Below are 23,945 nucleotides of genomic sequence, written 5' to 3' on the forward strand. Positions count from 1 at the left end.
GCAGATGGTCGGTTCTTCACGCTCAAGGCGTTCGAGTCAGCAGCGGATCTCGGTCGCAGTTCTCGCGACGGCCACTCTCGTCATTTCGCTCCTGACGGCGACGGTGCCGGCCGAAGCGGCATCCCGTTCAGGCTTCCCCGACGCGCCGAAAGACCCGGTCGTGAAGGGGCAGCTGGCATCAGCTCTGCCAGCCTCGGAAAAGAGCAAGGCGAGCCCGTCGCCTGTGCTGCCCGGTCTCCCGGAGGCGACCTTCACCGTGCCTGTCACGGAGAACGGATCGGGGACGAAGGAATCCAAAGCCACGGGCATCGACGTGCGCCTGCCGAAAGGACAGAAGAACGCGGCCACAGCGGACAAGTACGAGATCCAGGTTCTCGGCGCCAAGCGGCGCGCGCAGATCGGGGCATCCGGGCTGGCTATCCAGGTTGCCCCGTCGTCGCCTTCGAAGGGGCAGGTCGAGCTTTCGGTGGCTGAAGCCGCGGTGCGCGGCCTGTTCGGCGGCGACTACGCTTCCCGGCTGAAGTGGGTGATGGTCCCCGAAGCGAGCGTCGACTCCACGAAGCTCGATGACGCCGAGACGGTCGCCCCGACGCGCACCGCCGACGCCCTGACCTTCGCGGTCCCCAGTGCGGAGACGATGGTGCTCGCCGCGGTGTCCTCGGCCTCCAGCTCCGACGGGTCGGGCACCTACGCCGCCACTCCGCTCAAGCCGGCCAGCACCTGGGATGTGTCAGCCCAGACCGGCGCCTTCTCATGGAGTTACCCGATCGCGGTGCCCCCGGCTCCTGCCGGAGCATCCCCAGCGGTTTCGCTCACCTACAACTCGCAGCTGGTGGACGGCTCGACGTCTTCGACGAACAATCAGACGTCGGCCATCGGTGAGGGCTGGACGCTCTCGGGTAGCGGCTTCATCGAGCGCCGCTACGTCCCCTGTCGCTCCGAACAGGCTCCGGGAACTCCGGTGGCGGGATCGAACGATCTGTGCTGGTCGACGGACAATGCGACGATCTCGTTCGGGTCGCGGTCCGGAACCATCGTGAGGGACACGACGACAGGGAAGTGGCGGCTGGAGGGAGACGACAACTCTCGCGTCGAGAAGCTGGCCGGCACGGCGCAGGGGTGCGCTGCCAACGGCACCTACAACACCGAGTGCTGGCGTCTGACGACGACGGACGGAACCCAGTACTTCTTCGGCCTGAACCGCCTCCCCGGCTGGACCGCGGGCAAGGCGGAGACGAAGTCAGCATGGACGGTTCCCGTCTTCGGCAATGACGCTGCTGACCCCTGTCATGCTGCGACATTCGCCGCATCTTCGTGCCAGCAGGGCTGGCGCTGGAACCTCGACTACGTCGTCGACGTCAACGGCAATGCTCAGGCGTTGTACTACGCGCCCGAGACGAACAAGTACCGCCTCAACAACACCACGATCACCGGTTACGTGCGAGGCGGTCAGCTGGCACGCATCGAGTACGGGATGACTTCCGCCGGGGTGTATGCGCCCAATGCCGCGACCGGACGCGTGATCTTCGACTACGACGCGAAGGGACGCTGCAACGCGGCAGCGGCATCCTGTGCGACGCTCCCTCTGGGCGGAGACGTCACGACGCCCGCGACGACGAGCGTCTACCCGGATGTCCCGTTCGATCTGAACTGCACGACGGGCACGTGCACAGGGATGACCGGTCCCTCGTTCTGGAGCACCGCGCGACTGTCGAAGATCACGACGCAGGTGTTCACGGCCGGTGCGTACAAGGACGCCGACTCGTTTGCGCTCACGCATCTGTTCCCCGACCCGGGCGACGGCGAGTCTCCGGCACTGTGGCTGGACCGCATCACCCGGACTGCGACGGCGGGACAGACGGCGATCACGGAGCAGCCGACCATCTTCCAGCGCGTCCCGATGCAGAACCGGGTGTGGGTGGTCGATGGACTGGCACCCCTGGACAAGTTCCGCGTCTCCAGCGTGCAGCTGCCCACGGGCGCACGGATCTCGGTGAACTACTCGGGCCAGGAGTGCACGCCCGCGATGGCGCCCGCGATCCTCGCGTCGCTCTGGAGCAATGACAAGCGCTGCTTCCCGATGTGGTGGACTCCCGATCTGGATATCCCGACCACAGCCCGACAGGACCTATTTCACAAGTACGTGGTCACGTCCATGATCGAGGATCCGTACACCGGGGGAGCCGGCTCGCCGGCGGTGCAGACCTCGTACGTGTACACGGGCAAGCCCGCGTGGCGGTACGTCGATGATCGTCTGATCCCCGCCGATCGGCGCACCTGGTCGGACTACGCCGGATACGACAAGGTGGAGATCCGGGTCGGCGATCCCGCGACGCCGGCGCAGCAGGAGACCACGCAGTATCTCTTCTATCGGGGCCTCAACGGCGACCGCGCCAATGCGTCGGGCGGCGCCAAGTCCGTCACCGTGACCGGAACGACCATCGCCGACGACCGATGGTTCGCGGGTCAGGTGCGCTCCGCGAAGACGCTGAACGGCGTCGGCGGAGCGGCGGTGTCCGAGACGGTCACCACGCCGTGGGCATCCGCTGTCACCGCGAACGATGGTGTTCACACTGCTCGCGTGCTCGGCACGAGCAGAGAAGACACGATCGCGCCGGTATCGACCGGCGGAACGCGCACGTCCAGCATGATCTACACGCTCACCTCCCGAGGATTCGTGAGCGCCGTTGAGGCGTCCGCCGGTGCGGGGCAGCAGGCGACCTGCACGAAGACCGACTATGCCGCAGACAATGCCACCGCGTGGATCATCGGTCTGCCGAGCACGGTCACGAAGTACGGCGTCACATGCGGTGCTGTGTCGACGGCGCCGATCCCTGCGAGCGTGCTCTCGTATCAGCGCACGTCCTACGACGGAGGAGCCGTGGGAGCGGCGCCGATCAAGGGCGCTGTCTCCGAGACTTCCGAGGCTTCGGGCTTCACCGGCACGTCTCTCAGCACTGCCCAATGGGTGATCACTGGACAGTTCTCATACGACGCGCGCGGTCGCGTCACCAGTGCCAAGAACGCAGCGGGGCAGATCACGCAGACGGCGTACACCCCCTCGGCCACCGCTGCAGCCGGGTCCGGGCCGCTCACCTCGACGACGGTCACCAACCCGGCCGGGTGGACCTCGAGCGCGACGGTCGATCCGTACCGTGGCCAGCCGTTGACCGCGGTGGATGAGAACGGCAAGGCGACCACCACCGAGTACGATGCGCTCGGCCGGTTGACGAAGGTGTGGCTCACTGACCGGCCCAAGGCGTCGTTCCCGACCTCGCCGTCGATCGCGTACGAGTACACGGTGTCTGCGACGGCACCGTCGAGCGTGAAGCAGACGACACTGACGGCGACGAGCACTATCAGCAGTTTCGCGCTGGTCGATGGCCTCGGCCGGCCGCTTCAGTCTCAGGCTCCGGCGCCCGGTGGTGGCGCGGTGATCACTGACACCGTGTATGACAAGGTGGGGCGCACCGCGGCGGTCAACGACAAGTACTGGGCGCCGACGGTCACTCCCGGGACGACGTTGTTCATTCCGTCGAGCACGTCGCAGATCCCGGCTCGGAGCGAGACGGTCTATGACGGCGCTGGTCGGGTCACGGCGACCCTGCTGCGCTCCACAGGCACGGAGCTGCGCCGGACGACGACGTCGTATCCGGGTGCGGATCGTGTCGATGTGACGCCTCCCAGCGGGGGTGTGCCCACGTCGACGTGGACAGATGCGTGGGGGCGCACGACGCGGGTCTCTCAGTGGCACGGGGCCATCGGCGGCGCGGGTGTCGGATCGACGTCGCTCGCGTATGAGTACAACGGGCGTGATCAGCTCACGCGCATGGTCGACGATGCCGGAAACGCGTGGACGTGGACGTTCGATCTGCGAGGACGTCAGACTGCGAGTGTCGACCCGGATGCGGGCGCCGCGAGCCGCACCTATGACGCACTCGGGAACGTCGTGACCAGCACGGATGCCCGCAGCAAGACGCTGGCGTACACCTACGACGTGCTGAACCGGAAGACGACAGAGCGGTCTGGTTCGGTGACGGGCACGGTGCTCGCATCCTGGGCGTACGACACCCTTGCCAAAGGGCAGGTGACCTCGTCCTCGAGGTTCGTGGACGGTAAGGAGTACAAGACACAGGTCACCGGGTACGACGACGCCTATCGCCCGACCGGGTCCAGCGTGAGCATCCCGACAGGGGCGCCCGCGTTCGGCGGTACGACGTACGCAACCGAGAGCTATTACAACCAGGATGGCTCGATCAACGCGCAGGTTCTGCCCGCCATCGCCGGCCTCCCCTACGAGGAGATGTACAGCTCGTACGACACCCTCGGGAACCAGAACAGCCTCGCCGGTGCATCCATCTACTCCAGCCAGGTCAGCTACCTCGCCAGCGGCCAGCCCGGCCAGATCGTGCGGCCAGGTACGGCGTGGAGTGCGCTCACGTTGACGTATGAGGCGGGCACGCGGGAGCTGAAGTCGCTGGAGGAGACCACCAGGCGCAATGGGACGGTCTTCACTCGTGAGGCGTTGCGTGAGTACTCGCGTAACACGGCGGGGGTGATCACGAAGGCGGTCACCAGCGCTGATGGGCAGCCGACCGATACGCAGTGCTTCACCTATGACGCTCTGCAGGCGTTGACGGCGGCATGGTCGCCGGCGGGGGATTGCACGGCGGGGCCGGGCGGGAGCCTGGGTGGGCCTGCCCCGTATTCGGTGACGTACACGGTGGACAAGACCACGGGGAACCGGACCGGGAGCACGGTGCGGGTCGGCCTGGCCGGCACGCCGACGACCTCGGTGTTCTCGTATCCGGCGGCGGGGCAGGCGCGCCCGCACGCGGTGTCGCAGGTGCAGGCGACGACCGGGTCTTCGACGATGACGACCGCGTTCCAGTACGACGCATCGGGCGGGATGAGCAAGCGCGGCGCCCAGGTGCTCGGGTATGACGACTCCGGTCGGCTCGCCTCGGTCGTGGACGGGTCGAGTGCGGAGAAGAGCATCTACACCGCTGATGGTGACCTGCTGCTGCGGTACGGCGGCAGTGACGGTGCGTCCCTGTTCCTGGGATCGACCATCGTTCGCGATGTGGCCGGGGTGAAGTCGGGTGTGCGGTCGTATGCGATCGCGGGGTTGACGGTCGCGGAGCGGACCTCGGGGTCCGGGGGTGAGTTGTGGTGGCTCTCTCCGGATCCGGTGGGGACGGTGGGGATGCAGATCAACGCCGCCACGGGTGCGGTGACGCGTCGGTGGATGGACCCGTACGGGGTGCCGCGGGGCGGGTCGTCGACGTGGTCGTCGAACCTCGGGTACCTGAATGCGCCTCGCAGCGCGACCGGTCTGACTCAGTTGGGTGCGCGGGCGTATGACCCCGGGTTGGGCCGGTTCGTGAGCGTGGACCCGGTGCTGGATGCGGGAGACCCGCGTGGGGTGGGGGCGTACGCGTACTCGCTGAACTCCCCGGTTTCGTACTCCGACCCGACCGGGTTGTTCCGGACGGTGGAATCCGCCGACGGCACCCAACACATCACCCCTGCCGTGAGCCGGGCCGCTGGTGTCAGCAACAAAGCCAAAAGCACGCGGGCAGGTAAGAGCAGCGCAGGGAACAAGGGGCGCGGCGGCTTCCAGATCGCACCAGCAGCCCCCGGCAACACCCCAGCATCCACCGGCGGAGTCAGCGCATTCGACCCGCCACTCACGCCTGGGGACCAAGGATGGAGCGATGCGCTCGAGAGTGCGAAGGAGACCTGCAGCGACTTCGACGAGTCCACGCCGTGCGGATTCGACTGGATGACAGAGCAAGCCAGCAACACGTATGATCTTGTTTCGGAAATTGTTCCATTATTCCGGATGCTGAGAGGTGCAACTTTTGGTCTTCCCGCTTCAGGCGGGTCAAAGAAGCCCAGATTCCTCACCACACGGATGGGGGTCACAATTGATCGCAACAGTATCAACTCTTCGATAAGTGTGCAACGTCAAAACAGGCATGTCATCGATGCGAAGGAATATGGAGGCGGGAGTTATTTCAAGTCAGTTGATGACGCCCAACGCGTCCTAGACGATTTCCATAGTGGTCGGGCTCAAGTGCTGGGAGTCAAGAAGAATGGCGATATTGTTGTGAAGACTTCGAGCGTTACGGGGTACAACAACAACCCTCGTGCGGGATTCGTCGACCAGGCCACAGATGTCTTCTTCATCAAAGGAACCCGCTCCCCAAGCGTGGTCCCGTACACTCCAGGATGGACGCCGTGAGTAAGAGTCAGATTGTGGTTCCCGATAGCGCGCCGAAAGTCGAGAACTACGTTATGGTGCAAGCTGTGCAAGCATCCCTAGGTGGGATTCCGGAACACGCGCTAGCTGTCGGCGTTTCGACTGATGGTGTTCAGATTGTTCTCCACTTTCAACTCTCGTTGTTGACTGAAAGTGATATGGAGGATATGGAGGATATGGTCAGCGAGCTCGGCGGCCTATTCGATCATGTTGACGTTGACCTGAGTTACGAGATTCGTGAGGAGAGGAGGATTTCGCATTCCGATGGTGTGTGCTGGATATTTCTCGCGCGTCATTGACTTCTGCGGTCTTCACTCGTGAGGCGTTGCGTGAGTACTCGCGTAACACGGCGGGGGTGATCACGAAGGCGGTGGCGAGCGCTGATGGGCAGCCGACCGATACGCAGTGCTTCACTTATGACGCGTTGCAGGCGTTGACGGGGGCGTGGTCGCCGGCGGGGGATTGCACGGCGGGGCCGGGCGGCAGCTTGGGTGGGCCTGCCCCGTATTCGGCGACGTACACGGTGGACAAGACCACGGGGAACCGGACGGGGAGCACGGTGCGGGTCGGCCTGGCCGGTACTCCGACGACCTCGGTGTTCTCGTATCCGGCGGCGGGGCAGGCCCGCCCGCACGCGGTGTCGCAGGTGCAGGCCACCACGGGGAGTTCGACGGTGACGACCGCGTTCCAGTACGACGCATCGGGCGGGATGAGCAAGCGCGGCGGGCAGGTGCTCGGGTATGACGACTCAGGTCGGCTTGCCTCGGTGGTGGACGGGTCGAGTGCGGAGAAGAGCATCTACACCGCGGACGGTGATCTGCTGCTGCGGTACGGCGGCAGTGACGGGGCATCATTGTTCCTGGGATCCACAATCGTTCGCGATGTGGCCGGGGTGAAGTCGGGGGTGCGGTCGTACGCGATCGCGGGTCTCACGATCGCGGAGCGGACCTCGGGAACCGGGGGCGGGCTGTGGTGGCTCTCTCCGGACCCCGTGGGGACGGTGGGGATGCAGATCAACGCCGCGTCGGGTGCGGTGACGCGTCGGTGGATGGACCCGTATGGGGTGTCCCGGGGCGGGTCGTTGACGTGGTCGTCGAACCTCGGCTACCTGAATGCACCTCGCAGCGCGACCGGGCTGACGCAGCTGGGAGCGCGGGCATACGACGCGGGGCTGGGCCGGTTCGTGAGTGTGGACCCGGTGCTGGATGCGGGAGACCCGCGCGGTGTGAGCGCGTACGCGTACTCACTGAACTCACCGATCTCGTACTCCGACCCGACCGGGTTGTTCCGGACGGTGGAATCCGCCGACGGCACACAACGCATCAGCCCCGCCGTGAGCCGGGCCACCGGTGCCAGCAACAAGGCCAAGAGTTCGGGTGCAGGTTGGGTGCGGACGCCGATCAAGGTGCCTTCGGCGGGGAACCTGGGCAAGGTGCCGACCAATCATCCTCCGGCCAACGTGTGGTGGGACCCGTTCTCCTGGGACCAGGACACGTGGCATCAGGTCGGGGCTGCGGCCTCGGGTATCGCCGTATCCGTCGGAATAGGCGCCGCTCTTGCAGGCACGATTGTGTGCGGCGCCTTGACCGCGGGAATGTGCGCCATCCTGGTCGGATCGATCGCAGGATCGGCAGGCGGCGTCCTGACCTACGAACTCACTACCAAAGTCGAAGACCGCACCCTCACTGGATTCGCGACCGCCGCTGACCACGGAGCCACCTTCGGCGCCCTCGGCGCAGGAGCCGGAGTCATAGCGGGCAAGGGTGTCGGCGCGCTACTCGCCAAACGCGCGGGAGTAGGAACAGCCGAAGCTTCCGAAGCACTTCTGGGTAAACTCCCGGGGTTGCCGTCAACCGCACCTAAGCCGCTCGGACTCGGGTCGACTGGTAGAACGGCTCCGAGTAATCTGACTGAACAGTTGGCTATGACGGAAGTCCGTTCCGCTCCCGGAGGGGCTCCGATCCAGAGGATTATCCTCAAAGACATGAGGTGGCCCGCGGAGGATGGTTGGGTGAAAATGCAACAGAGCGTCAATGGCGTGACTGTTCACTATGTCCGCAACACGGTGACCGGTGCCGTCGATGATTTCAAGTTTGTGGGTTGATGATGAGGGCTTTGTGTATCGAAAATGACCCACAGAATGTTGCGGAGCAGCAGAAAAGCCGTAGCTCAAGATTTGAAACTACATTTCCGCTAACAGTTGGTCGGTTCTATGTAGTCGTGGGGATGGTCCTGTCCGAGGGGACTCTATATTTTCTAGTTTCAGACGACCTTAATCGACCCTGCTTTGCGTATGCTGGCTTCTTTGATCTATTCGATTCTCCCATACCTGCAGACTGGAAGTTTAAGCTTGAGCCAGGAATAAGTTTGGATGGAACAGAGCTTTGGAAGCATCCAACGATGGGAGTATGGGGTTTTGACTGCTTTGTGAATGATTTGAACTACGTCGAGAGTTTAGTCAACCTTGACCGCGATGCCTTGCGAATATTTGCGGAAGAAGTTGAGAAGGGATAGATCAATCCAGACGGGACGACTGGAAAGGTCCACATCAGGCTATGAAAGGCGCGATCGGACCCTGGCGGAAGATCTGCTCGCGAGGGCCGCGGAGGATTGGGTGTCGGCGGCAGAAGTCATAGATATGGCTCGTGAATCTGGCCTGACAGAGCCTGCGGACCTGCGAGACCTCTCGGTGGGCTTGATCGCACGGCTCCTGATACAGGAATTCTTGCTGGTCGGTGATCTCTCAGATGACGGGCACGTTCCATGGCCGTTGGCGCCAGCTGAGGCGGTAGCACGGATAGCAGCCGAATGGGCGAACGCGGAGGACCCGTTCGTAATGCCGGGGCAAGTATTTTGGCTTGATACGACGGCAAGCGGCCAGCAGCTCGGCGAAGCAGTCTGGCTGCGTGAGGAAGGTCGGTGACTGCTGTGTCGGCGGATCTGAGTGACGCAGTGGTCACCCCGTTCATGGTGGAGCTCACGCTTGCGGATGGAACTCTGATCCAGATTGAGTCTCGATGGTCACTGTGGGAATCAGGGCGCAACGTCGTGGATGGGCGAATCAAGGATTTCGAGGCCACAAAAGGGCATATTCTTGCCTTGGTCGGAACTGTGGTAGTGGGAATCCTTGTCGAGGAGCAAGCCGGAAGCATGACGATTCAGTTCGAGAATGGCATGCTCTTGGAGGTTCTCGCTGATCCTCATTTTGAAGCATGGAACCTGCGTCGAAAGGACGGGATGCTGTTGGTTTCGCTCCCAGGTGGAGGGGTGAATAGATGGCGGCCGAAAGAGTGACCGAGATTGAAGAGAATCATGGGTGCACAGAAGCACGCACAGCTGTTTTAGTTGCGCAAATAGTTCGTCGCGAGTTGGATGACGACTATGTGGGTCTCTGGGTCCTCCCGTGGCACATCAGGCGTATTATCCCGAGTGTCGACGACGCTGAGGTGCAGAGGATCTCTGCTGCGATTCTGGAAGCCTTGATGGCAGATAATGCCGTACTCGGAGAGTTGGACTCCGAAGCGGGGGTCTTTATTCCCTGGTCAGTAACAGGTGCCGTTGAACGCGCGATGACTGCTTGGCGAAGCCTTGATCGAGATCCGACGATAGGTGAGGTTGCATGGCTGGGGCTATCGGATTAGCGATCCGGGCGGGAATTTCTCGTTTGAATCTATCGACTGGACGTCAAGAGTCCTGGCCGTCGCCATGGAGGGGGTCGGCGCCGTGAACAGCAAACGGGACCAGTTCCTGACTCACAAAGCCGCTGTGTGGCGAGATCGATCAGACTTTGTCATCCACGCCGCGCTCCCAGATGATGGGGCGCTCGAACAGCTGTGGGTGAGAAGAGTCAGTGAAGATGAGTTTGAGCTCTGCTGTATCCCCTTCTTCATATATGACGTCGCGCTTGGTGATGTAGTTCAGACCGTCGCGCAAGGTGGGATGAAATACATCTTTGATCATGTTGTGACGAAATCTGGTAGGTATGTCTTCCGGGCATTCTTTGAGCGTAAGCAATATCGATATCGAGATTCCGTTATTGGCGACCTCGTCGGAATCGGCTCACTCTTCGAGTGGTCGTCACCGAGTCTCGTCGCGATTGATGTCCACGAGAATGCGGCGCAAGAAGTGGCTGACTATCTTCATCGAAAAGAACAATCGGGGCATCTGATGTACGAGACTGGTAAGACCGGGTTGCGCTAGCTTCGGTGATGGTATGCGTGAGTTGGTTATCGGTTGTACACGCAGCACGCGGGTTCACGAACTCTCTCGGTCAGAAGACGAAGCTGACCCAGTACCTGTCCGGAACGCCTATCGGCACCGGCCAGTCCACCACGTATGCGTATGACGGTGGTGGCCGGATGACGAAGATGACCGATCCTACGGGCAACAAGTGGACATGGTCCTTCGACACGCTCGGTCACCGCACGGGTCAGTCCGATCCGGATTCGGGGGCTTCTACGGCGACGTACGATCTGGCCGGGAACATGACGTCGGCGACGGATGCTCGTGGGGTGACGGTGACGACCACCAACGAGGCGGAGCGGGACCGCAAGCGCAGCGGCTGCACCCGCGGCCGCAGCCCAATCAGAGGCTGTGGTGGCAGCCACGTTGAAGGATGCATTGCGGCGCATCAAGTTGGATCATGTCTTCGAACCAAAACACAATTTTGCCCCGCTTGTGGAGCAATATGGTTCGCGGGAGAATGCCATGGAGCAAATCGTGCGGAGCCTGACGGGAGCCGAGTTGCCGGAGAAGGGTGTGCTCGAGGTTAGTCGGACGGTTGGTGATCAAACGGTGATAATCAGAGGCGCCGTGGTCGACGGGATGACACGGATAGGAACAGCATTTATGCCATGAATGATCAGCCGCTATCAAAGAATATCTTGCAGTTGATTTCTGCAGTGACTGTTCAGCTTCCGGAGCAAGTTCGTCAAATAATTGTTGATCAGATCCATGAAGCCACTGTGCTTAATGAGGTGCCGGGTCGGGTTATCAATTTTGCAATACCGCAGAACGTCGTGAAGACATCGCTGCCAGATGGCCCAATGTATCCAATCCCGGCAGTAATTGGAAGTGGCGGCGAAGTCGAAGGAGAACTAATCCTGTGGATCAAGGACGGTTACGCCGTTGGCTTGGAGCATCCGTGGTTTACGGATGAGCCCCCCGAAACATGGCCCGACGTTGCGCGCATCAGTTTCAGCTAGTCCAGACGCAGCGGGACGGTGTTCACTCGTGTGAAGCGCCCTGGGTCTGATGGAGACTCGCGCTATTTGATTCCGACCAGCAGATTGCGGTCGTTGGGGACAGCATAGAACGCGGCCTCGAACTCGGCGGGCGGGACGTCACCGAGGTAGCCGTGGAGGCGCTCGGTGTTGTGCCAGTGCACCCATCCGAGGGTGGCGAGCTCGAGGTCTTCGACCGTCTTCCACGGCCCTGGCCGGGCCGGTCCGCGGACGGGTTCTGCCTTGTAGTAGCCGTTCACCGTCTCGGCGAGGGCGTTGTCATAGCTGTCGCCAACGGTCCCAATCGACGGCGTGGCACCGATCTCTGCGAGGCGTTCGCCATAGCGAATCGAGGTGAATTGAGAGCCGGCGTCGCTGTGACACCGCAGAGCCTCGTGCCGGGCGCCGCGGGACCAGCGGGCCATCTCGACCGCGTCGAGGACGATCTCGGTTCGCATGTGCGACGCGACCCGCCAACCCACGATCATCCTGCTGAACGCGTCGATGATGAAGCACACGTAGGCGACGCCGGTCCAGGTCGGCACAAATGTCAGGTCGGTGACCCAGAGCCGGTTCGGGGCGCTCGCGGTGAACTCCCGCTTCACCAGGTCCGGGTGCCGCGCCGACGCCGGATCCGGCCTCGTCGTCTTGACCCGCTTCGAACGCCTCGCGCCCTCGATCCCCGCGGCGCGCATCAGCCTGGCGGTCTGGTCTCGGCCGATCATGATCCCCGCGCGGCGGGCAGCCCTCCAGAGCTTGCGGACCCCATAAACGCGGTAGTTGGACTCCCAGAGTTCGACCAGTTGCGGGACCAATGCTTCGTCCCGCAGCGCGCGAGCGGAGGGCGGGCGGGTCTTGGCGGCATAGTAACTACTCGGAGCCACCTGCAGCAGCCTGCAGATGAGCTCGACTCCGAGCCGGCGACCGTCCACAAGATCGTCCTTGTTCGCGTCGAGGAACGCGACTACTTCCGGTAGTGGCGGTCGAGCTCCGCCCCGAAGAAAGACGCCGCCCGCTTCAGCACCTCGTTGGCCCGCCGCAACTCCCGGTTCTCCTGCTCGAGCTCACGCATCCGCTGCGCCTCCGCGCTGCTCACGCCGGCAGTGACGCCGTCGTCGACGTCGGCCTGCTTCACCCACATCCGCACGGACTCAACACCGTAACCGAGTTGCGTCGCGACGCGCTGGACCGTCCCTTGCGTGACACCGAGCTCAGCGCGCAGCGTCCTCACCATCCGCACCGCGGCGGCCTTCTCCTCGACCGAGTACCGACGCGTCGTCGGCTTCCCATTCGCCAGTTCCTTCGGCATAACTCCATCCTCGTTTCCAAAGTCAGGAGCCTCCAACAAACTCAGGGCGCTTCACTCGGACGTATGACCCGGTGTTGGGGAAGTTCCTCTCCGTCGATCCGGTGATCGATACGAACCTGCCCCAGCAGAACACTGGATACACGTACTCCGGCAACAACCCCACCACCTACTCGGACCCCACCGGCCTGCAATTCAACATCATCGCCAACGAAGCCACCGGTGGACGGCTGCCAACGAAGACATCAGCCAAGGGGCAGAAATCGGTGCCCAAGAAGGCTGCGGCAGGCGCGGCGGAGGATCAGGAACTGAGCACAATTGGAGACATCGATGGACAGTTCAACTGAGAATTGCGACGCGATGATCACAGGGCGGCAAGCCTTCCTGGCGATGGCTGACTTCGTGTGGGAATTCGGTCAGCGGGCCGGTGACGACTTGCTCACCCTCATTGGAGACATCAGCCCTCTACCTGACGGAGCGTTCATGGATCCGGCGGCATGGACGGATTGGCTCGCGAGCGTCGAGAGGATCAAGTCTGGGCTGCCGCCTCGCGGCTAACGCGGTCAGCTCACACAGCGTACGTTCGTGACCGTGCCGAAGACGTTCGCCGATGCGCCGGCGTTCGCGGTCGCCACGACGGTGGTTCCGTTGCGCGCCTGCAGGTAGCCGGAGGAACGGGCATCCGCGATCGACCGAACTGTGAACGCGCTGATCGTGAATGTGCTGCAGGTCGACCAGCTGAGCTTCGATCCGCTGAGGTTCGCCCCAGAGAAGGCACAGACGCTGCCTGTCGCACAGGAGCCGACGGAGAAGACACCAGCGGCTTCTGCCGACGTCATCTCCATCCCGATGCTCGGCCAGACGGCGTGGTCTGCATCGACCAGCACGCCGCCGGGAACGGCATCCATCACCGCCGCGACATCGTCGCGGGCGACCTGAGCCTCCGAGGCGGAAGCCGACGGCGCCGACAACACCACGGCGATGATGATCATGGCGCCCGTGGCCAGACTCGCTCCCCAACGCTTCATGTCACTGCCTCTCACTTCGGATCCCACATCCGGTACTCGACCACGGTACCCGCCGGAATCGACTTGTCAGCGTCAGCCCGCTGCGTCTCGACTCCGACGATACGCCCGGTCTTCGCGGAGATCAGCACGGTGTGCGTCAGTCCGCTGGTTGACGAATCGACTCGCAGTCCCGTCACCGTGCGACCGAGCCGGTCGACGGTGCTCCCGAGCGACTGCGCGTCGCCCTTCCTGTCGATCATCTCCAGCAGCAGTGCTTCCTGCGCATCGCTCAGGGTCCAGTAGTCCATCACCGTCACCATCGACTCCACCAGTTGACCGGTGGTCGGACTCTCTGGCAAGCCGAACATCGTCAGCAGATCACTCACCCCTGACTCGGTCGCAGGGGGCGAGTCGGCACTCGGCACTCCGAACTCTCCAGGAGCGTAGTCCTGCTCAGAGACGACCTTCGTCGTGGGTGCCACGCGGCCTACATCACCGTCGACGGGATCCTCTGTTCGCCCCTCGACGATCGACGATCGTCCGGACAGGTCGGCGTTCCATTGGAGGTTGACGACCTGCGGGATCACGGGCCCCATCAGCTTGCCGTCTTCGATGCTGATCGCCCACGAGATTGTTCGGACCGATCTGCTCGGTTCGGCGACACCGTCGGGCTCTGACAATCGGGCGATCGCATCGCTGATCACCTGGTGTTCGGTAGCAGGGGAATGGAAGGTCAGGGGCGTCGGTGTTGATGCTTCTGCGGCGGGCGTCAGGAGCACAGACGATACGGCGACGGCCGCGACGATCGCCAACGATGCCAGGGAAGCGGCCCAGACCAGGCGGACGCGGCGCCGCCGCCGAACTCGAGCACGTCGCTCAGCAGCATCCTTCGAAGCGGTCCGTTCGCCTTGGAGGCGCTCCCCGAGCGCCATCAAGAATGCAGGTGGCTCGGCGTCCACAGGCGTGCGGGCGGTGTCCATCTCGCGCAGCCAGCGCGCGACGAGATCGTCCTGAGAGTCAGAAGACACGCTGATCACCCACTTTCAGCCCGATTCCGGCCGCGATGAGGAGGTGCTGGAGCTTCCGGTGGACGCGCTCGTGCCGCTTGCGCACGGCCGCCTGCTTGATGCCGAGTTTTTCCGCCGTCTCTCCAGCGGAGCATCCGTCGAGGTCCATGAGCTCGACCAGCTCCCGCTCGGCAGGAGTGAGGGCGCTCAGCACGCGTTTCAGATCGATCCGCAGATCCATGTCGGGGTACCGTTCGGAGTCGCTCATCGCACGGTTGACGAGATCGTTCCACGCGGCCTTTCGAGTGCGTTCACGACGATCACGATCCTTGAAGCGGTTGTCGATGATGCCGACGAGGTATCGCTCGTTGACGAAGCCGCCGGAGTGGATGACCTGCCACGCGCGGGTGAAGGCGTCGCTGACGGCATCCTCCGCATCATGCGGATCCTCGTAGAAGCGCTCGGCATGACGGAGTACGCGGGTGCCGGATTCGCGAACCAGACTGTCGAACACAGCCTTGTACAAGTCAGGGGATTGCCGGCTCAACCAACCTCACCCCACTTTCCTCACGCACGCTGGGCTGTCGACGCCGAATCGAATCCTCCCACACCGGGTGGCTTCGGAGCATCCGTATCGATGCCGTCCTCGGTTCGCTCACCGGTTCTCCTGGGAGGATCGTCGTGTGACAGCATCCGCTCCTCCCGTCGCGCGCTCGCCGAAGGCGACGCGCTTCCTCGCCCCGATCGGCCTGCTCGCCCTGATGTGGGCGATCCAGCTCGCGGATGCCGTGCTGCCGGGCACCTTCGTCGGCTGGGGGCTGCGGTCGTGGGACCTCGGCAGCCTGCAGGGTCTCGTGCTGGGCCCGCTGCTGCACGCGAGCTGGGCGCATCTGATCGGCAACTCCGTGCCGTTCCTCATCCTCGGATGCCTCGTCGCCGTCGAGGGCGCGAGGCGGTTCTGGCTGGTGACGGCGGTCGTCGCGCTGGTCGGAGGCGCGGGGACCTGGCTGCTCAACGCTCCGGGGACGCTCACGGTCGGGGCATCCGTGCTGGTGTTCGGCTACTTCGGTTATGTGGTCCTGCGCGTCATCGCACCGGGCCGTCTGGCCCATCGCATCGCGTACGCGGGCATCGCGCTGATCGTCATCGTGCTCTACGGCACCACGGTGCTGACCGGCATCTTCAGCGCCGGGCCCGGCATCTCCTGGCAGGCGCACCTGTTCGGCGCGATCGGCGGCGGGCTCGTCGCACTCACCGGCAGGCGGAGGGAACCGGCCGCGTGAGCCAGCGCCGATCCCGCGCCACCGTGCTGCGGCGCCGCGCTCGTCGTCGCCGCGAGCGGAAGCGGATGCTGCGGATCGCCGCGATCACGATCTCCGTCGCTCTGGCCATCTCCGCCGTGTTCGCCGGGGTGGGGCTGCTCACCGCCCCGCGGGGCGAGCGGTACTGCGCCGAACGGCCGCAGACGTTCCCCGATCAGGGGGTGGCCGGTTGGAGCGGGGACCAGCTCGTGAACGCGGCGATCATCGTGGGCGCCGCACGCGATCTGGGCTTCGGGCGCGACGGCCAGGTGCTGGGCGTCATGGCGGCGATGGGGGAGAGCTCGCTGCACAACATCGGCTACGGCGACTGGGAGACCTCGGGCGTCAGGAATCCCGACGGCAGCCGTACCTCCAGCATCGGGCTGTTCCAGCAGCAGAAGTGGTGGGGGAGCGTCGAGGAGCGGATGGACCCCGCGACCGCCGCGTCGAAGTTCTACGTGCGTCTGGGGAAGGTAGCGGGCTGGCAGCAGATGCCGCCTTCGCACGCGATCCACCGGGTGCAGATCAACGCCGACCAGGAGCACTACGCGCGCTTCCAGGACGACGCGACGGCAGTGGTGGATGCCCTGTCGGGGCCGTGCCCGGGGTAGGAGCCTCGCGATCCCGGTCGGGCCTCGCGGTCCTCGGACAGACCTCGCGTCCCTTGTCAGAAGGGCGATCCGGCGTCCTCCAGTGTCAGGGGCGTGTCCGGCCAGATACTCCGAAGCGAGTCGGTCGGGACGAACATCACGCGCGGCCGTTCGACGTCGTGGTGGGTGCGGCCGTCGGGGTCTGTCCACTGCACGGTCCGGTCAGGGGTCTGGCGCGCGGTCCAGCGGGCGAAGTCGGGGAGGTCCGGATGCTCGAGCGCGTGGTGGGTCCGGCAGAAGTGGGCGAGGTTGTCGATCGACGTCGAACCGCCGAGCGCCCAGTCCTCGTTGTGATCCCGCTCGCACCGGTGGATCGGCTGGCGGCAGCCGGGGAACCGGCAGTGCTGGTCCCTCGCGCGCAGGAACCTGACCATCGGTTCGGTCGGGGTGTAGGTGTCGGTCCGGGTGACGAATCCTTCGGAGTCGAGGAACAGCCGGGTCCACCCCTTCGTGCTGCCGGCGAGGGTTCGAGCGACCTCGGGGCGGATCGGCCCGTGCCCGTCCAGCTCGCCGGGCCGGTCATCCAGGCCGATCAGGGTCGTGGCGGACACGGTGACCTGGAGGGTCGCCCGGATGCCGTCCAGCCCCGCCCCGTGCGCCTCCGACGGGTCGCCGGCCAGGAGAAGGTCGGTGAGCAGGTCGGCGCGCAGCTGATCGAAGGTGCGGGATTCGTCGGGGAGGCGGGTGATGCAGGGACTGTCCGGATCGAGTTGCGGATCCGTCCAGTAGTCCAGGTCCGGTTCAGGCGGCGGACCGCCGGGATCAGGATCGTCATCGTCAGCCCAGAAGCCATCCGCGTCCAGATGACGGGCGATCAGCTCCCGGAAGGCGGCTTCGGTTTCGGCATCCGCGTCACTGAGGGAGGAGTCCGCGGCCGCAGCATCGGCGCCGTGGCTCATGGGGCCGTCAGTGGACCGTTCGCGGGTGGTTTCCTGCCCCTCAACTCCGGCCGCGGCGGCGTCTGACTCAGCGGCGGCGATGCGGGCGATCTCCTCGAACAGGGCCTGCTCGGAACGCTCGGCGCTGGCCCATTCGGCTTCCCACGCCGCCCATTGCGCCTCGGTCGGTTCCTCAGGCGGCAGGTCACGGTCTTCGGGGTGACCGCACAGGTGCTGGGCCATCTTGGTGAGCCGGTCGTGGATCGCGACGGCGAGATGCTCGGGAAGCACGGCCTGCAGCAGTGCGAGGCCGTCGCCGACGGACCGGACGGTGACGGTCCGTTCGGAGAACGCCCTCTGCTGCTGCTCGGTGACGGTCAGCCCGGCCAGTGCCGCGGCGACCTGCCGAGCATGCGCTCTGGTGCGCGCCGCGGTGTCGCGTTCGGCGACCTCCAGACACGCCTGCTCGTACAGCGCGAGCGTGTCGGGGGTGGTCTCGCCGGTGTCGATCGCTTCACGCACCGGCTGCGATTCGCGGATGATCTCGCGGACATGCGACGGCGTGACTCTCCCGTCGGCGAACGCGGCGCGCACGGCAGGGAACCGGTGCAGCATCCGCGCGTCGGTGAATGCGAACTCCATCGACCCCTTCGACAGGTGCCCGGTGGCCGCGAACTGCGCCAGCATCGACCTCTCTATGGATCGCGCGTGCACGGGCTCCACCTGGAGCTCCTGCTCGAACAGCTCCCATCGGTCCGCGAGGATCTCCGCCGCCTCGGCCTGCAGCCGGGCGATCTCCCGCTGCTTCGACGCCCACGCATCCAGCAGCGCGACCCGCTGCCGGTGGAGTGCATCGAAGTCCTGGGCCATGCTCACAGTGTAGTATATATGTTCGAGAATTGGAAGGGGAATCAGGACTTGCTTTTCCGATGTGAACTGGATCTTTCCGGCTTTCGGTCTTGCTGGGATGACCGGCGGGGCGCGACCGCCGGAACGCGCCGACCGCAACGGGCCCTCGCTAGGCTGAGGGCATGTCGCCGGCAGCCGCAGTCATCACGGTCTCGGACCGCTCCGCCCGTGGTGAGCGCGCAGATGCATCCGGGCCCATCGGGGTCGCAGCGCTCCGCGCGGCCGGTTTCGACTGCGACGACGCGATCGTCATCCCGGACGGCGCCGACGAGGTCGAGCGCGCACTGCACGAGGCGGTGCAGCGCGGCATCCGCCTGATCGTCACGACAGGCGGCACCGGCATCGGCCCGCGTGACCGCACCCCCGAGGGAACCGCCCGCGTGCTCGACCGCGAGCTGCCGGGCATCGCCGAGGAGCTGCGCCGCCGAGGCGCAGCCGAGAAGCCTGCGGCCCTGCTCTCCCGCGGACTCGCAGGCGTCGCCGGGAACGCGCTCATCGTCAACCTCCCCGGTTCCACCGCAGCCGTCACCGACGGCATCCGACTCGTGCTCGAGATCGCGCGCCACGCGCTCGGGCAGCTCGAAGGGGAGGACCATCGATGACCATCCGCCTCGCGCAGATCAGCACCGAGCCGCTCGACGTCGACGCCCACCGTGCCGCCGTCGACGACCCCCGCATGGGCGCCGAGATCACCTTCGTGGGCCGCGTCCGCGACAACGACGAGGACGCCGCGACCCCCGTCGTCGCACTGGAGTACTCGGCCCACCCCGACGCCGAGAAGACCCTGCGCGCGCTCATCGCCGACGCCGTCGGCGAGACGGATGCCATCGTCGCCGCCAGCCACCGCATCGGGCGCCTGGAGGTCGGCGAGGCCGCTGTCGTGGTGTCGGTCGTATCGGGCCATCGCGGTGTCGCCTACGAGGTGTCCCGCGCGCTGATCGAGGCCATCAAGCACAGTCTTCCCATCTGGAAGCGGCAGATCGAAGCCGACGGCGCCACCGTCTGGAAGGGGCTCGGCGGCTGACCCTTCTGCAGGAGGTGCTCAGCCGCCGGCGAACGGCGGCAGCACGTCGACCACCGCGTCGGCGGTCAGCGGCCACGACTCGTCGACGCGCGCGCCGTCGACCAGCACGGAGCAGCGCGGCAGGATCTCCGCGAGCGCCGGGTGATCGTCGCGCAGACGCGCGGTCAGGGCGGCCAGCGTCGCGGCATCCACGATCAGCTCGGAGCTGCCGACGGCCTCCTCGGCCGCGGCGAAGAACCGCACCCTGACCACGTCAGGCCTGCCAGTCGCCGGCGAGCCTCGACACGTCCGCCACGGCCGCGCGGATGTCGTCCGGCGAGCCGCCACGGCGACCCGCGACCAGTCCCGCCACGAAGGCGCTGAACGGCGCGGCCGGCCGTGCGACGCCGTTCGCGACGTCCTTCGCCAGGTCGAGGATCAGCGAGATCGGCACGTCGTCGGCGCTCAGATCGAAGTGTTCCCGCAGGGCATCCGCCCAGTCGTCCAGCGCCTCGGGTGGCAGATGCTCGCTCATGGATGCTCCTTCGTCAGCTGCTCGTAATCCTCCCACGTGTCCACATCCAGGGCCGCGGCGCCCGGGTCGGCGAGGAGCTTCACGGACAGGCCCGCGAGCAGCGCGCGCACGGGTCGGTCGCGCCCGCCGTCCGGCAGAGCGGATGCCGCACTCACCAGCGCCGGCGTGCGATACACACCCGTGAGCCACTGCGCCCGCCCGGTTGCGTCGACCAGGCACGCGCCGTCGGTCTCCGGTGCGAGATGAGGGATGCCGGCGAGCAGCCGGGCGACGGCGAGATCCGGATGCGGGAGGTCGCAGGCCAGCAGAATCGTCCACGCCGTGGCATCCGCGCCCGGAGCCCCCAGCGCGGTCACGACCGCGGCCGCCGGTCCCGAGAAGGGCGGGTCCTCCCGCATCCAGCGCACGGCGTCCTGCGAAGCTCTGGATGCCGCCGGTTCCGGCCCCACGACGATCACCGGCGATGCGCCGACGGAGACCACCGCGTCGATGGCCCGATCGCGCATGCTCACCCCGTCGACGAGCAGGCCCGGCTTGTCGATGCCGCCCATGCGCGAGGCGCGACCGCCGGCCAGCAGCGCCGCCCCGAACCGCACGACCATGATCAGGCGGGCTCGCCCGGCCGGCGCCAGTCGCCGGACTTGCCGCCGGTCTTCGCCACGATGCGCACGTTCGCGATCGAGGTGCCCTTGTCGAGCCCCTTCACCATGTCGACCACGGTGAGCGCGGCGACCGAGACGGCCGTCAGCGCCTCCATCTCCACGCCGGTGCGGTCGGCCGTGCGCACGGTCGCCTCCACCTCAACGCCCTCGTCGGTGATCCGCAGGTCCACCACCGCGCCGTGCACGCCGATCACGTGCGCCAGTGGCAGCAGCTCGGGAGTGCGCTTGGCCCCGGCGATGCCCGCGATGCGCGCCACAGCCAGCACGTCGCCCTTCGGCACAGTGTCATCCCGCAGCGCCGCCACGACGTGCGGGGCGCAGTGCACGAACCCGCGCGCTGTCGCCGAGCGCACCGTCGGCTGCTTCTCGGTGACATCCACCATCCGGGCGTGACCAGAGGAATCCAGGTGCGTGAAGCTCATGGCACCAGCATGACATCGACGACGTCGCCGATCCCGACGCGGTCGACGTCGGCGGGGACGATCGCGTAGGCCTCCGCACGCCCCAGGCTCGCAGCCAGGTGGGACCCGCCGGACGACGCCGGCGCCACCCCGTCGCTCGTGACGAGCACCGGGCGGTACTGGCGGCGGCCGGGAGGGGTGCGCCACGCCTCGACGACCGGCAGCCGCACGATCAGGCGGTCCAGGTCGGCGGCGCCCTGCAGCGCCCGCAGCGCGGGTCGCACGAACACCTCGAACGACACGGCGACGCTCACCGGGTTGCCGGGCAGACCGAACAGCAGCGGTCCGCCGTCGTCCGAGCCGTCGCCGAAACCCTGCGGCTTGCCCGGCTGCATGGCGACCTTGTCGAACCGCATCCGGGCGACGCTCTTGACCACCTCGTACGCGCCCTCGCTGACGCCCCCGGAGGTGATCACGACATCCGCGCCGAGGGCCGCGGCATCCGCCAGCGCGGCGCGCAGGCCGTCGCCGTCGTCGCTGACCGACGTCATCAGCACAACCTCGGCGCCGTTCTCGCGGCACAGTCCGTCCAGCAGCGTGCCGTTGGACTCCGGGATCTGCCCGCGCTCCAGCGGCGCACCCGGTGGACGCAGCTCGTCACCGGTCGAGATCACCGCGACGCGCGGCACGCGCGAGACGACGACCTCGTGCACGCCGGCCGCGGCGATCCCCGCCAGCTGCCGGCCGCCCAGCTCGGCGCCGGCAGGCAGGATCACGTCGCCCGCACGGCAGTCCTCGCCCTGCGGCCGGATGTGCGCCCCGCGGGCGCGCGGGGCGGCGAGCACCCGGATGCTTCCCAGCGAGTCCGCAAGGCCACCGGCGGTGTCCTCGAAGGGCACGATCGCGTCGGCGTCGTGCGGCACCGGGGCCCCGGTCATGATCCGCACGGCCTGACCGGGCCCGAACGACGGGTCCTCGGCGCTGCCGGCCGGCACGTCGGCGACAACCTCGAGGTCCACGGGCGCGTCTGCTGCGGCATCCGCCACATCGTCGAACCGCACCGCGAAACCGTCCATCGCGGAATTGTCGAACAGGGGCAGGTCCATGGCCGAGCGCACCGGCTCCCGCAGGATGCGTCCGAGCGCCCCCGGCAGCGGCATCCGCACGGCCTCGAGGGGCCGCACGGCCGCGAGGATCCGCGCGCGATGCTCCTCCACGGTGATCAGGTGCGAGGTCATGCCGGCTGCCTCCTGCGCTCGTACCCGTCCATGCCGCCGCGCAGCACCACGGCGTCGACGCCCCGCCCGCGCAGCGCCTGCGCGGCGCGTCGTGCGCGAGCGCCCACCTGGCACACCATCACGACCTCGCTGCCGGCCAGCTCGGCCGCCGTGGAGTCGAGCGACCCCAGCAGGGTCGCCAGCGGCACGTGCCTCGCGCCGGGGAGCATCCCGCGGGCGACCTCCTCGGCCTCGCGCACGTCGATCACGACGGCCCCGTCGGCCGGGTGGTCGACCTCGTCAACGGCGTCGGACGGGGGAGCGGATGCCGTCGCGCGCGACGCCTGCAGCGGTGCCTCGCGCACGCTGCCCGCCAGGGCGTCGATCATCGCGATCCGTCCCAGCAGCGGCCGTCCGATGCCGGTGATCAGCTTGAGCGCCTCGGATGCCATCATCGAGCCCGCCTGGATGCACAGCGGGCCGAAGACGCCCACGGCCGAGCACGCCGGCGCCTCACTGCCCGGCGGGTACAGGTCGTGCAGCCGGACCGCATCGGCGGGCACGGGAGGTGCCGACCAGAACACCGTCACGAGGCCCGCGAACTCCTGCACGGTGCCCCACACCAGCGGCACCGCCAGCCGCTCGCAGGCGGCGGCGACGACCTCGCGGCTCTCGAACGAATCCGTGCCGTCCAGCACCAGGTCGACGCCGGAGATCAGTTCGGCCGCGTTCTCGTGCGTGAGCCGGGTGGTCACCACCCTGACCTCGGTCTCGGACAGGTCGGCGGCGACGCGCACCACGCTGTCGGTCTTGGGTCGGCCGACGTCCTGCAGTCGGTGGATCACCTGCCGCTGCAGGTTGGACAGCTCGACGTCGTCGTCGTCGAACACCACGACGGTGCCGACTCCGGCGGCCGACAGCGCCAGCACGACCGGCGCACCCAGGCCGCCCGCGCCGATGACGCCGACACTGGCCGCGGCGATGCGGCGCTGTCCGTCGGAGCCCAGCCCGGCAAGGCGCTGATGCCGCGCTGTGCGCAGCTGCTCCCGGCTGCTGAGCGCATCGACGGGTTCGACCAGCGGGGGGAGGGACATGCCTTCAGGGTAGTCCTCGCCTCGCGAACGGGTCCTTCCGCAGATACGGAGAATACCCGGGTGATCATCCGCATGCGCGGTGATAGCCTGCGATCATGTCCGCAAGCTACAAGATCGCGCAGGCAGCGGATCTGCTCGGGGTCAGCGACGACACGGTGCGCCGCTGGGTGGATCAGGGCGTGCTGTCGGTCACCGACGCCAGCCCGGCCGAGATCCCGGGCGACGCGCTCGCCCGGCACGCGATCGCCCTGGCGAAGTCGGCGGAGGACCCCACCGGCGTGCGCTCCAGCGCGCGCAACCGCTTCACCGGGCTGGTCACCAACGTCGTGATGGACACCGTCGCCGCCCAGGTGGAGATCCAGGCAGGTCCCCACCGGGTCGTCTCGCTGATGACCTCCGAAGCCGTGCGGGAGCTGGGACTCGAGGTCGGCTCGCTCGCCGTCGCCGTGGTCAAGGCGACGACGGTCATCGTCGAGACCCCGCGCTGA

At 66.3% G+C, this 23,945-nt stretch carries 23 protein-coding genes, 1 pseudogene and 1 other annotated feature; of the genes and pseudogenes, 13 read left to right on the forward strand and 11 right to left on the reverse strand.

Annotated features, from left to right (window positions below; genetic code table 11):
• The first annotated feature begins 4 nt into the window (after positions 1-4).
• The 7 genes from ACTJJ4_RS17835 (at position 5) to ACTJJ4_RS17865 (ending at position 11,469) form a co-directional block, all read left to right on the forward strand.
• Positions 5-6,247: an RHS repeat domain-containing protein gene (locus ACTJJ4_RS17835; protein ID WP_440944570.1), complete on the forward strand. Its 6,243-nt coding sequence runs from the start codon at positions 5-7 to the stop codon at positions 6,245-6,247.
• The gene (locus ACTJJ4_RS17840; RefSeq protein WP_440944571.1) at positions 6,244-6,564 is read left to right on the forward strand and encodes a hypothetical protein; all 321 of its coding nucleotides are present in this window, start codon (positions 6,244-6,246) and stop codon (positions 6,562-6,564) included. The genes ACTJJ4_RS17835 and ACTJJ4_RS17840 overlap by 4 nt, the downstream gene beginning before the upstream one ends.
• A gap of 56 nt (positions 6,565-6,620) precedes the next feature.
• On the forward strand, positions 6,621-8,369 hold the full coding sequence (locus ACTJJ4_RS17845; protein WP_440944572.1) for an RHS repeat-associated core domain-containing protein: 1,749 nt from the start codon (positions 6,621-6,623) through the stop codon (positions 8,367-8,369).
• 815 nt (positions 8,370-9,184) lie between these two features.
• On the forward strand, positions 9,185-9,559 hold the full coding sequence (locus ACTJJ4_RS17850) for a DUF6188 family protein (RefSeq protein ID WP_440944573.1): 375 nt from the start codon (positions 9,185-9,187) through the stop codon (positions 9,557-9,559).
• A 315-nt stretch (positions 9,560-9,874) separates the two neighbouring features.
• Complete coding sequence (locus ACTJJ4_RS17855) at positions 9,875-10,465, forward strand: DUF4265 domain-containing protein (RefSeq protein WP_440944574.1); 591 nt, start codon at positions 9,875-9,877, stop codon at positions 10,463-10,465.
• A 396-nt stretch (positions 10,466-10,861) separates the two neighbouring features.
• The gene (locus ACTJJ4_RS17860) at positions 10,862-11,122 is read left to right on the forward strand and encodes a hypothetical protein (protein WP_440944575.1); all 261 of its coding nucleotides are present in this window, start codon (positions 10,862-10,864) and stop codon (positions 11,120-11,122) included.
• On the forward strand, positions 11,119-11,469 hold the full coding sequence (locus tag ACTJJ4_RS17865) for a hypothetical protein (RefSeq protein WP_440944576.1): 351 nt from the start codon (positions 11,119-11,121) through the stop codon (positions 11,467-11,469). The genes ACTJJ4_RS17860 and ACTJJ4_RS17865 overlap by 4 nt, the downstream gene beginning before the upstream one ends.
• 62 nt (positions 11,470-11,531) lie before the next feature.
• On the opposite strand, the gene ACTJJ4_RS17870 is transcribed toward ACTJJ4_RS17865, so the two are convergent.
• A protein-coding gene (locus ACTJJ4_RS17870) for an IS3 family transposase (RefSeq protein WP_440944577.1) occupies positions 11,532-12,796 on the reverse strand; the annotation gives its coding sequence in 2 pieces (ribosomal slippage) (positions 11,532-12,493 and positions 12,493-12,796; 1,266 coding nt in all).
• Positions 12,363-12,497 (reverse strand) — a sequence feature (AL1L pseudoknot). (Overlaps the previous gene by 135 nt.)
• A gap of 65 nt (positions 12,797-12,861) precedes the next feature.
• Between ACTJJ4_RS17870 and ACTJJ4_RS17875 the strand changes: the two are divergent.
• Positions 12,862-13,140: pseudogene (locus tag ACTJJ4_RS17875) on the forward strand (hypothetical protein); the annotation flags it as partial.
• A gap of 216 nt (positions 13,141-13,356) precedes the next feature.
• Here ACTJJ4_RS17875 and ACTJJ4_RS17880 read toward each other — a convergent pair.
• From ACTJJ4_RS17880 to ACTJJ4_RS17890, 3 genes are read right to left on the reverse strand one after another with little or no spacing between them, the layout of a single operon-like run.
• On the reverse strand, positions 13,357-13,821 hold the full coding sequence (locus ACTJJ4_RS17880) for a peptidase inhibitor family I36 protein (protein ID WP_440944578.1): 465 nt from the start codon (positions 13,819-13,821) through the stop codon (positions 13,357-13,359).
• A gap of 11 nt (positions 13,822-13,832) precedes the next feature.
• Positions 13,833-14,828 (reverse strand): hypothetical protein, encoded by a 996-nt coding sequence (locus ACTJJ4_RS17885; RefSeq protein WP_440944579.1) that lies wholly within the window; start codon positions 14,826-14,828, stop codon positions 13,833-13,835.
• Complete coding sequence (locus ACTJJ4_RS17890; RefSeq protein ID WP_440944580.1) at positions 14,818-15,354, reverse strand: RNA polymerase sigma factor; 537 nt, start codon at positions 15,352-15,354, stop codon at positions 14,818-14,820. The genes ACTJJ4_RS17885 and ACTJJ4_RS17890 overlap by 11 nt, the downstream gene beginning before the upstream one ends.
• Positions 15,355-15,490: 136 nt before the next feature.
• On the opposite strand from ACTJJ4_RS17890, the gene ACTJJ4_RS17895 reads away from it, so the two are divergent.
• Together ACTJJ4_RS17895 and ACTJJ4_RS17900 are read left to right on the forward strand one after the other, a co-directional pair.
• Positions 15,491-16,090 (forward strand): rhomboid family intramembrane serine protease, encoded by a 600-nt coding sequence (locus tag ACTJJ4_RS17895; protein WP_440944581.1) that lies wholly within the window; start codon positions 15,491-15,493, stop codon positions 16,088-16,090.
• The gene (locus ACTJJ4_RS17900; RefSeq protein WP_440944582.1) at positions 16,087-16,719 is read left to right on the forward strand and encodes a hypothetical protein; all 633 of its coding nucleotides are present in this window, start codon (positions 16,087-16,089) and stop codon (positions 16,717-16,719) included. Before ACTJJ4_RS17895 ends, ACTJJ4_RS17900 begins: the two co-directional genes overlap by 4 nt.
• 56 nt (positions 16,720-16,775) lie before the next feature.
• Here ACTJJ4_RS17900 and ACTJJ4_RS17905 read toward each other — a convergent pair whose 3' ends face one another.
• Complete coding sequence (locus ACTJJ4_RS17905) at positions 16,776-18,506, reverse strand: HNH endonuclease signature motif containing protein (RefSeq protein ID WP_440944583.1); 1,731 nt, start codon at positions 18,504-18,506, stop codon at positions 16,776-16,778.
• A 161-nt stretch (positions 18,507-18,667) separates the two neighbouring features.
• Between ACTJJ4_RS17905 and ACTJJ4_RS17910 the strand changes: the two genes are divergently transcribed.
• Both ACTJJ4_RS17910 and ACTJJ4_RS17915 read left to right on the forward strand, forming a co-directional pair.
• Positions 18,668-19,147, forward strand: coding sequence for a MogA/MoaB family molybdenum cofactor biosynthesis protein (locus ACTJJ4_RS17910; RefSeq protein WP_440944584.1), 480 nt, complete (start codon positions 18,668-18,670; stop codon positions 19,145-19,147).
• A complete protein-coding gene (locus ACTJJ4_RS17915; protein WP_440944585.1) occupies positions 19,144-19,569 on the forward strand; it encodes a molybdenum cofactor biosynthesis protein MoaE in 426 nt (141 codons plus the stop codon). Before ACTJJ4_RS17910 ends, ACTJJ4_RS17915 begins: the two co-directional genes overlap by 4 nt.
• Before the next feature lie 18 nt (positions 19,570-19,587).
• Here the strand turns inward: ACTJJ4_RS17915 and ACTJJ4_RS17920 are convergent, their stop codons facing one another.
• From ACTJJ4_RS17920 to ACTJJ4_RS17945, 6 genes are read right to left on the reverse strand one after another with little or no spacing between them, the layout of a single operon-like run.
• On the reverse strand, positions 19,588-19,821 hold the full coding sequence (locus tag ACTJJ4_RS17920) for a MoaD/ThiS family protein (protein ID WP_440944586.1): 234 nt from the start codon (positions 19,819-19,821) through the stop codon (positions 19,588-19,590).
• Position 19,822: 1 nt separating this feature from the next.
• Complete coding sequence (locus ACTJJ4_RS17925; RefSeq protein WP_440944587.1) at positions 19,823-20,083, reverse strand: DUF6457 domain-containing protein; 261 nt, start codon at positions 20,081-20,083, stop codon at positions 19,823-19,825.
• On the reverse strand, positions 20,080-20,685 hold the full coding sequence (mobA, locus tag ACTJJ4_RS17930) for a molybdenum cofactor guanylyltransferase (RefSeq protein ID WP_440944588.1): 606 nt from the start codon (positions 20,683-20,685) through the stop codon (positions 20,080-20,082). Before mobA ends, ACTJJ4_RS17925 begins: the two co-directional genes overlap by 4 nt.
• A 2-nt stretch (positions 20,686-20,687) precedes the next feature.
• Positions 20,688-21,167 (reverse strand): cyclic pyranopterin monophosphate synthase MoaC, encoded by a 480-nt coding sequence (gene moaC, locus ACTJJ4_RS17935; protein ID WP_440944589.1) that lies wholly within the window; start codon positions 21,165-21,167, stop codon positions 20,688-20,690.
• Positions 21,164-22,384: a molybdopterin molybdotransferase MoeA gene (locus ACTJJ4_RS17940; RefSeq protein WP_440944590.1), complete on the reverse strand. Its 1,221-nt coding sequence runs from the start codon at positions 22,382-22,384 to the stop codon at positions 21,164-21,166. The genes moaC and ACTJJ4_RS17940 overlap by 4 nt, the downstream gene beginning before the upstream one ends.
• Positions 22,381-23,457 (reverse strand): ThiF family adenylyltransferase, encoded by a 1,077-nt coding sequence (locus ACTJJ4_RS17945; protein WP_440944591.1) that lies wholly within the window; start codon positions 23,455-23,457, stop codon positions 22,381-22,383. The genes ACTJJ4_RS17940 and ACTJJ4_RS17945 overlap by 4 nt, the downstream gene beginning before the upstream one ends.
• A 95-nt stretch (positions 23,458-23,552) precedes the next feature.
• Between ACTJJ4_RS17945 and ACTJJ4_RS17950 the strand changes: the two genes are divergently transcribed.
• Positions 23,553-23,945, forward strand: a complete 393-nt coding sequence (locus tag ACTJJ4_RS17950; protein WP_440944592.1) for a TOBE domain-containing protein — start codon at positions 23,553-23,555, stop codon at positions 23,943-23,945.

Origin of the sequence: Microbacterium sp. 22195, from assembly GCF_052056515.1 — a bacterium.
Classification (GTDB): Bacteria; Actinomycetota; Actinomycetes; order Actinomycetales; family Microbacteriaceae; genus Microbacterium.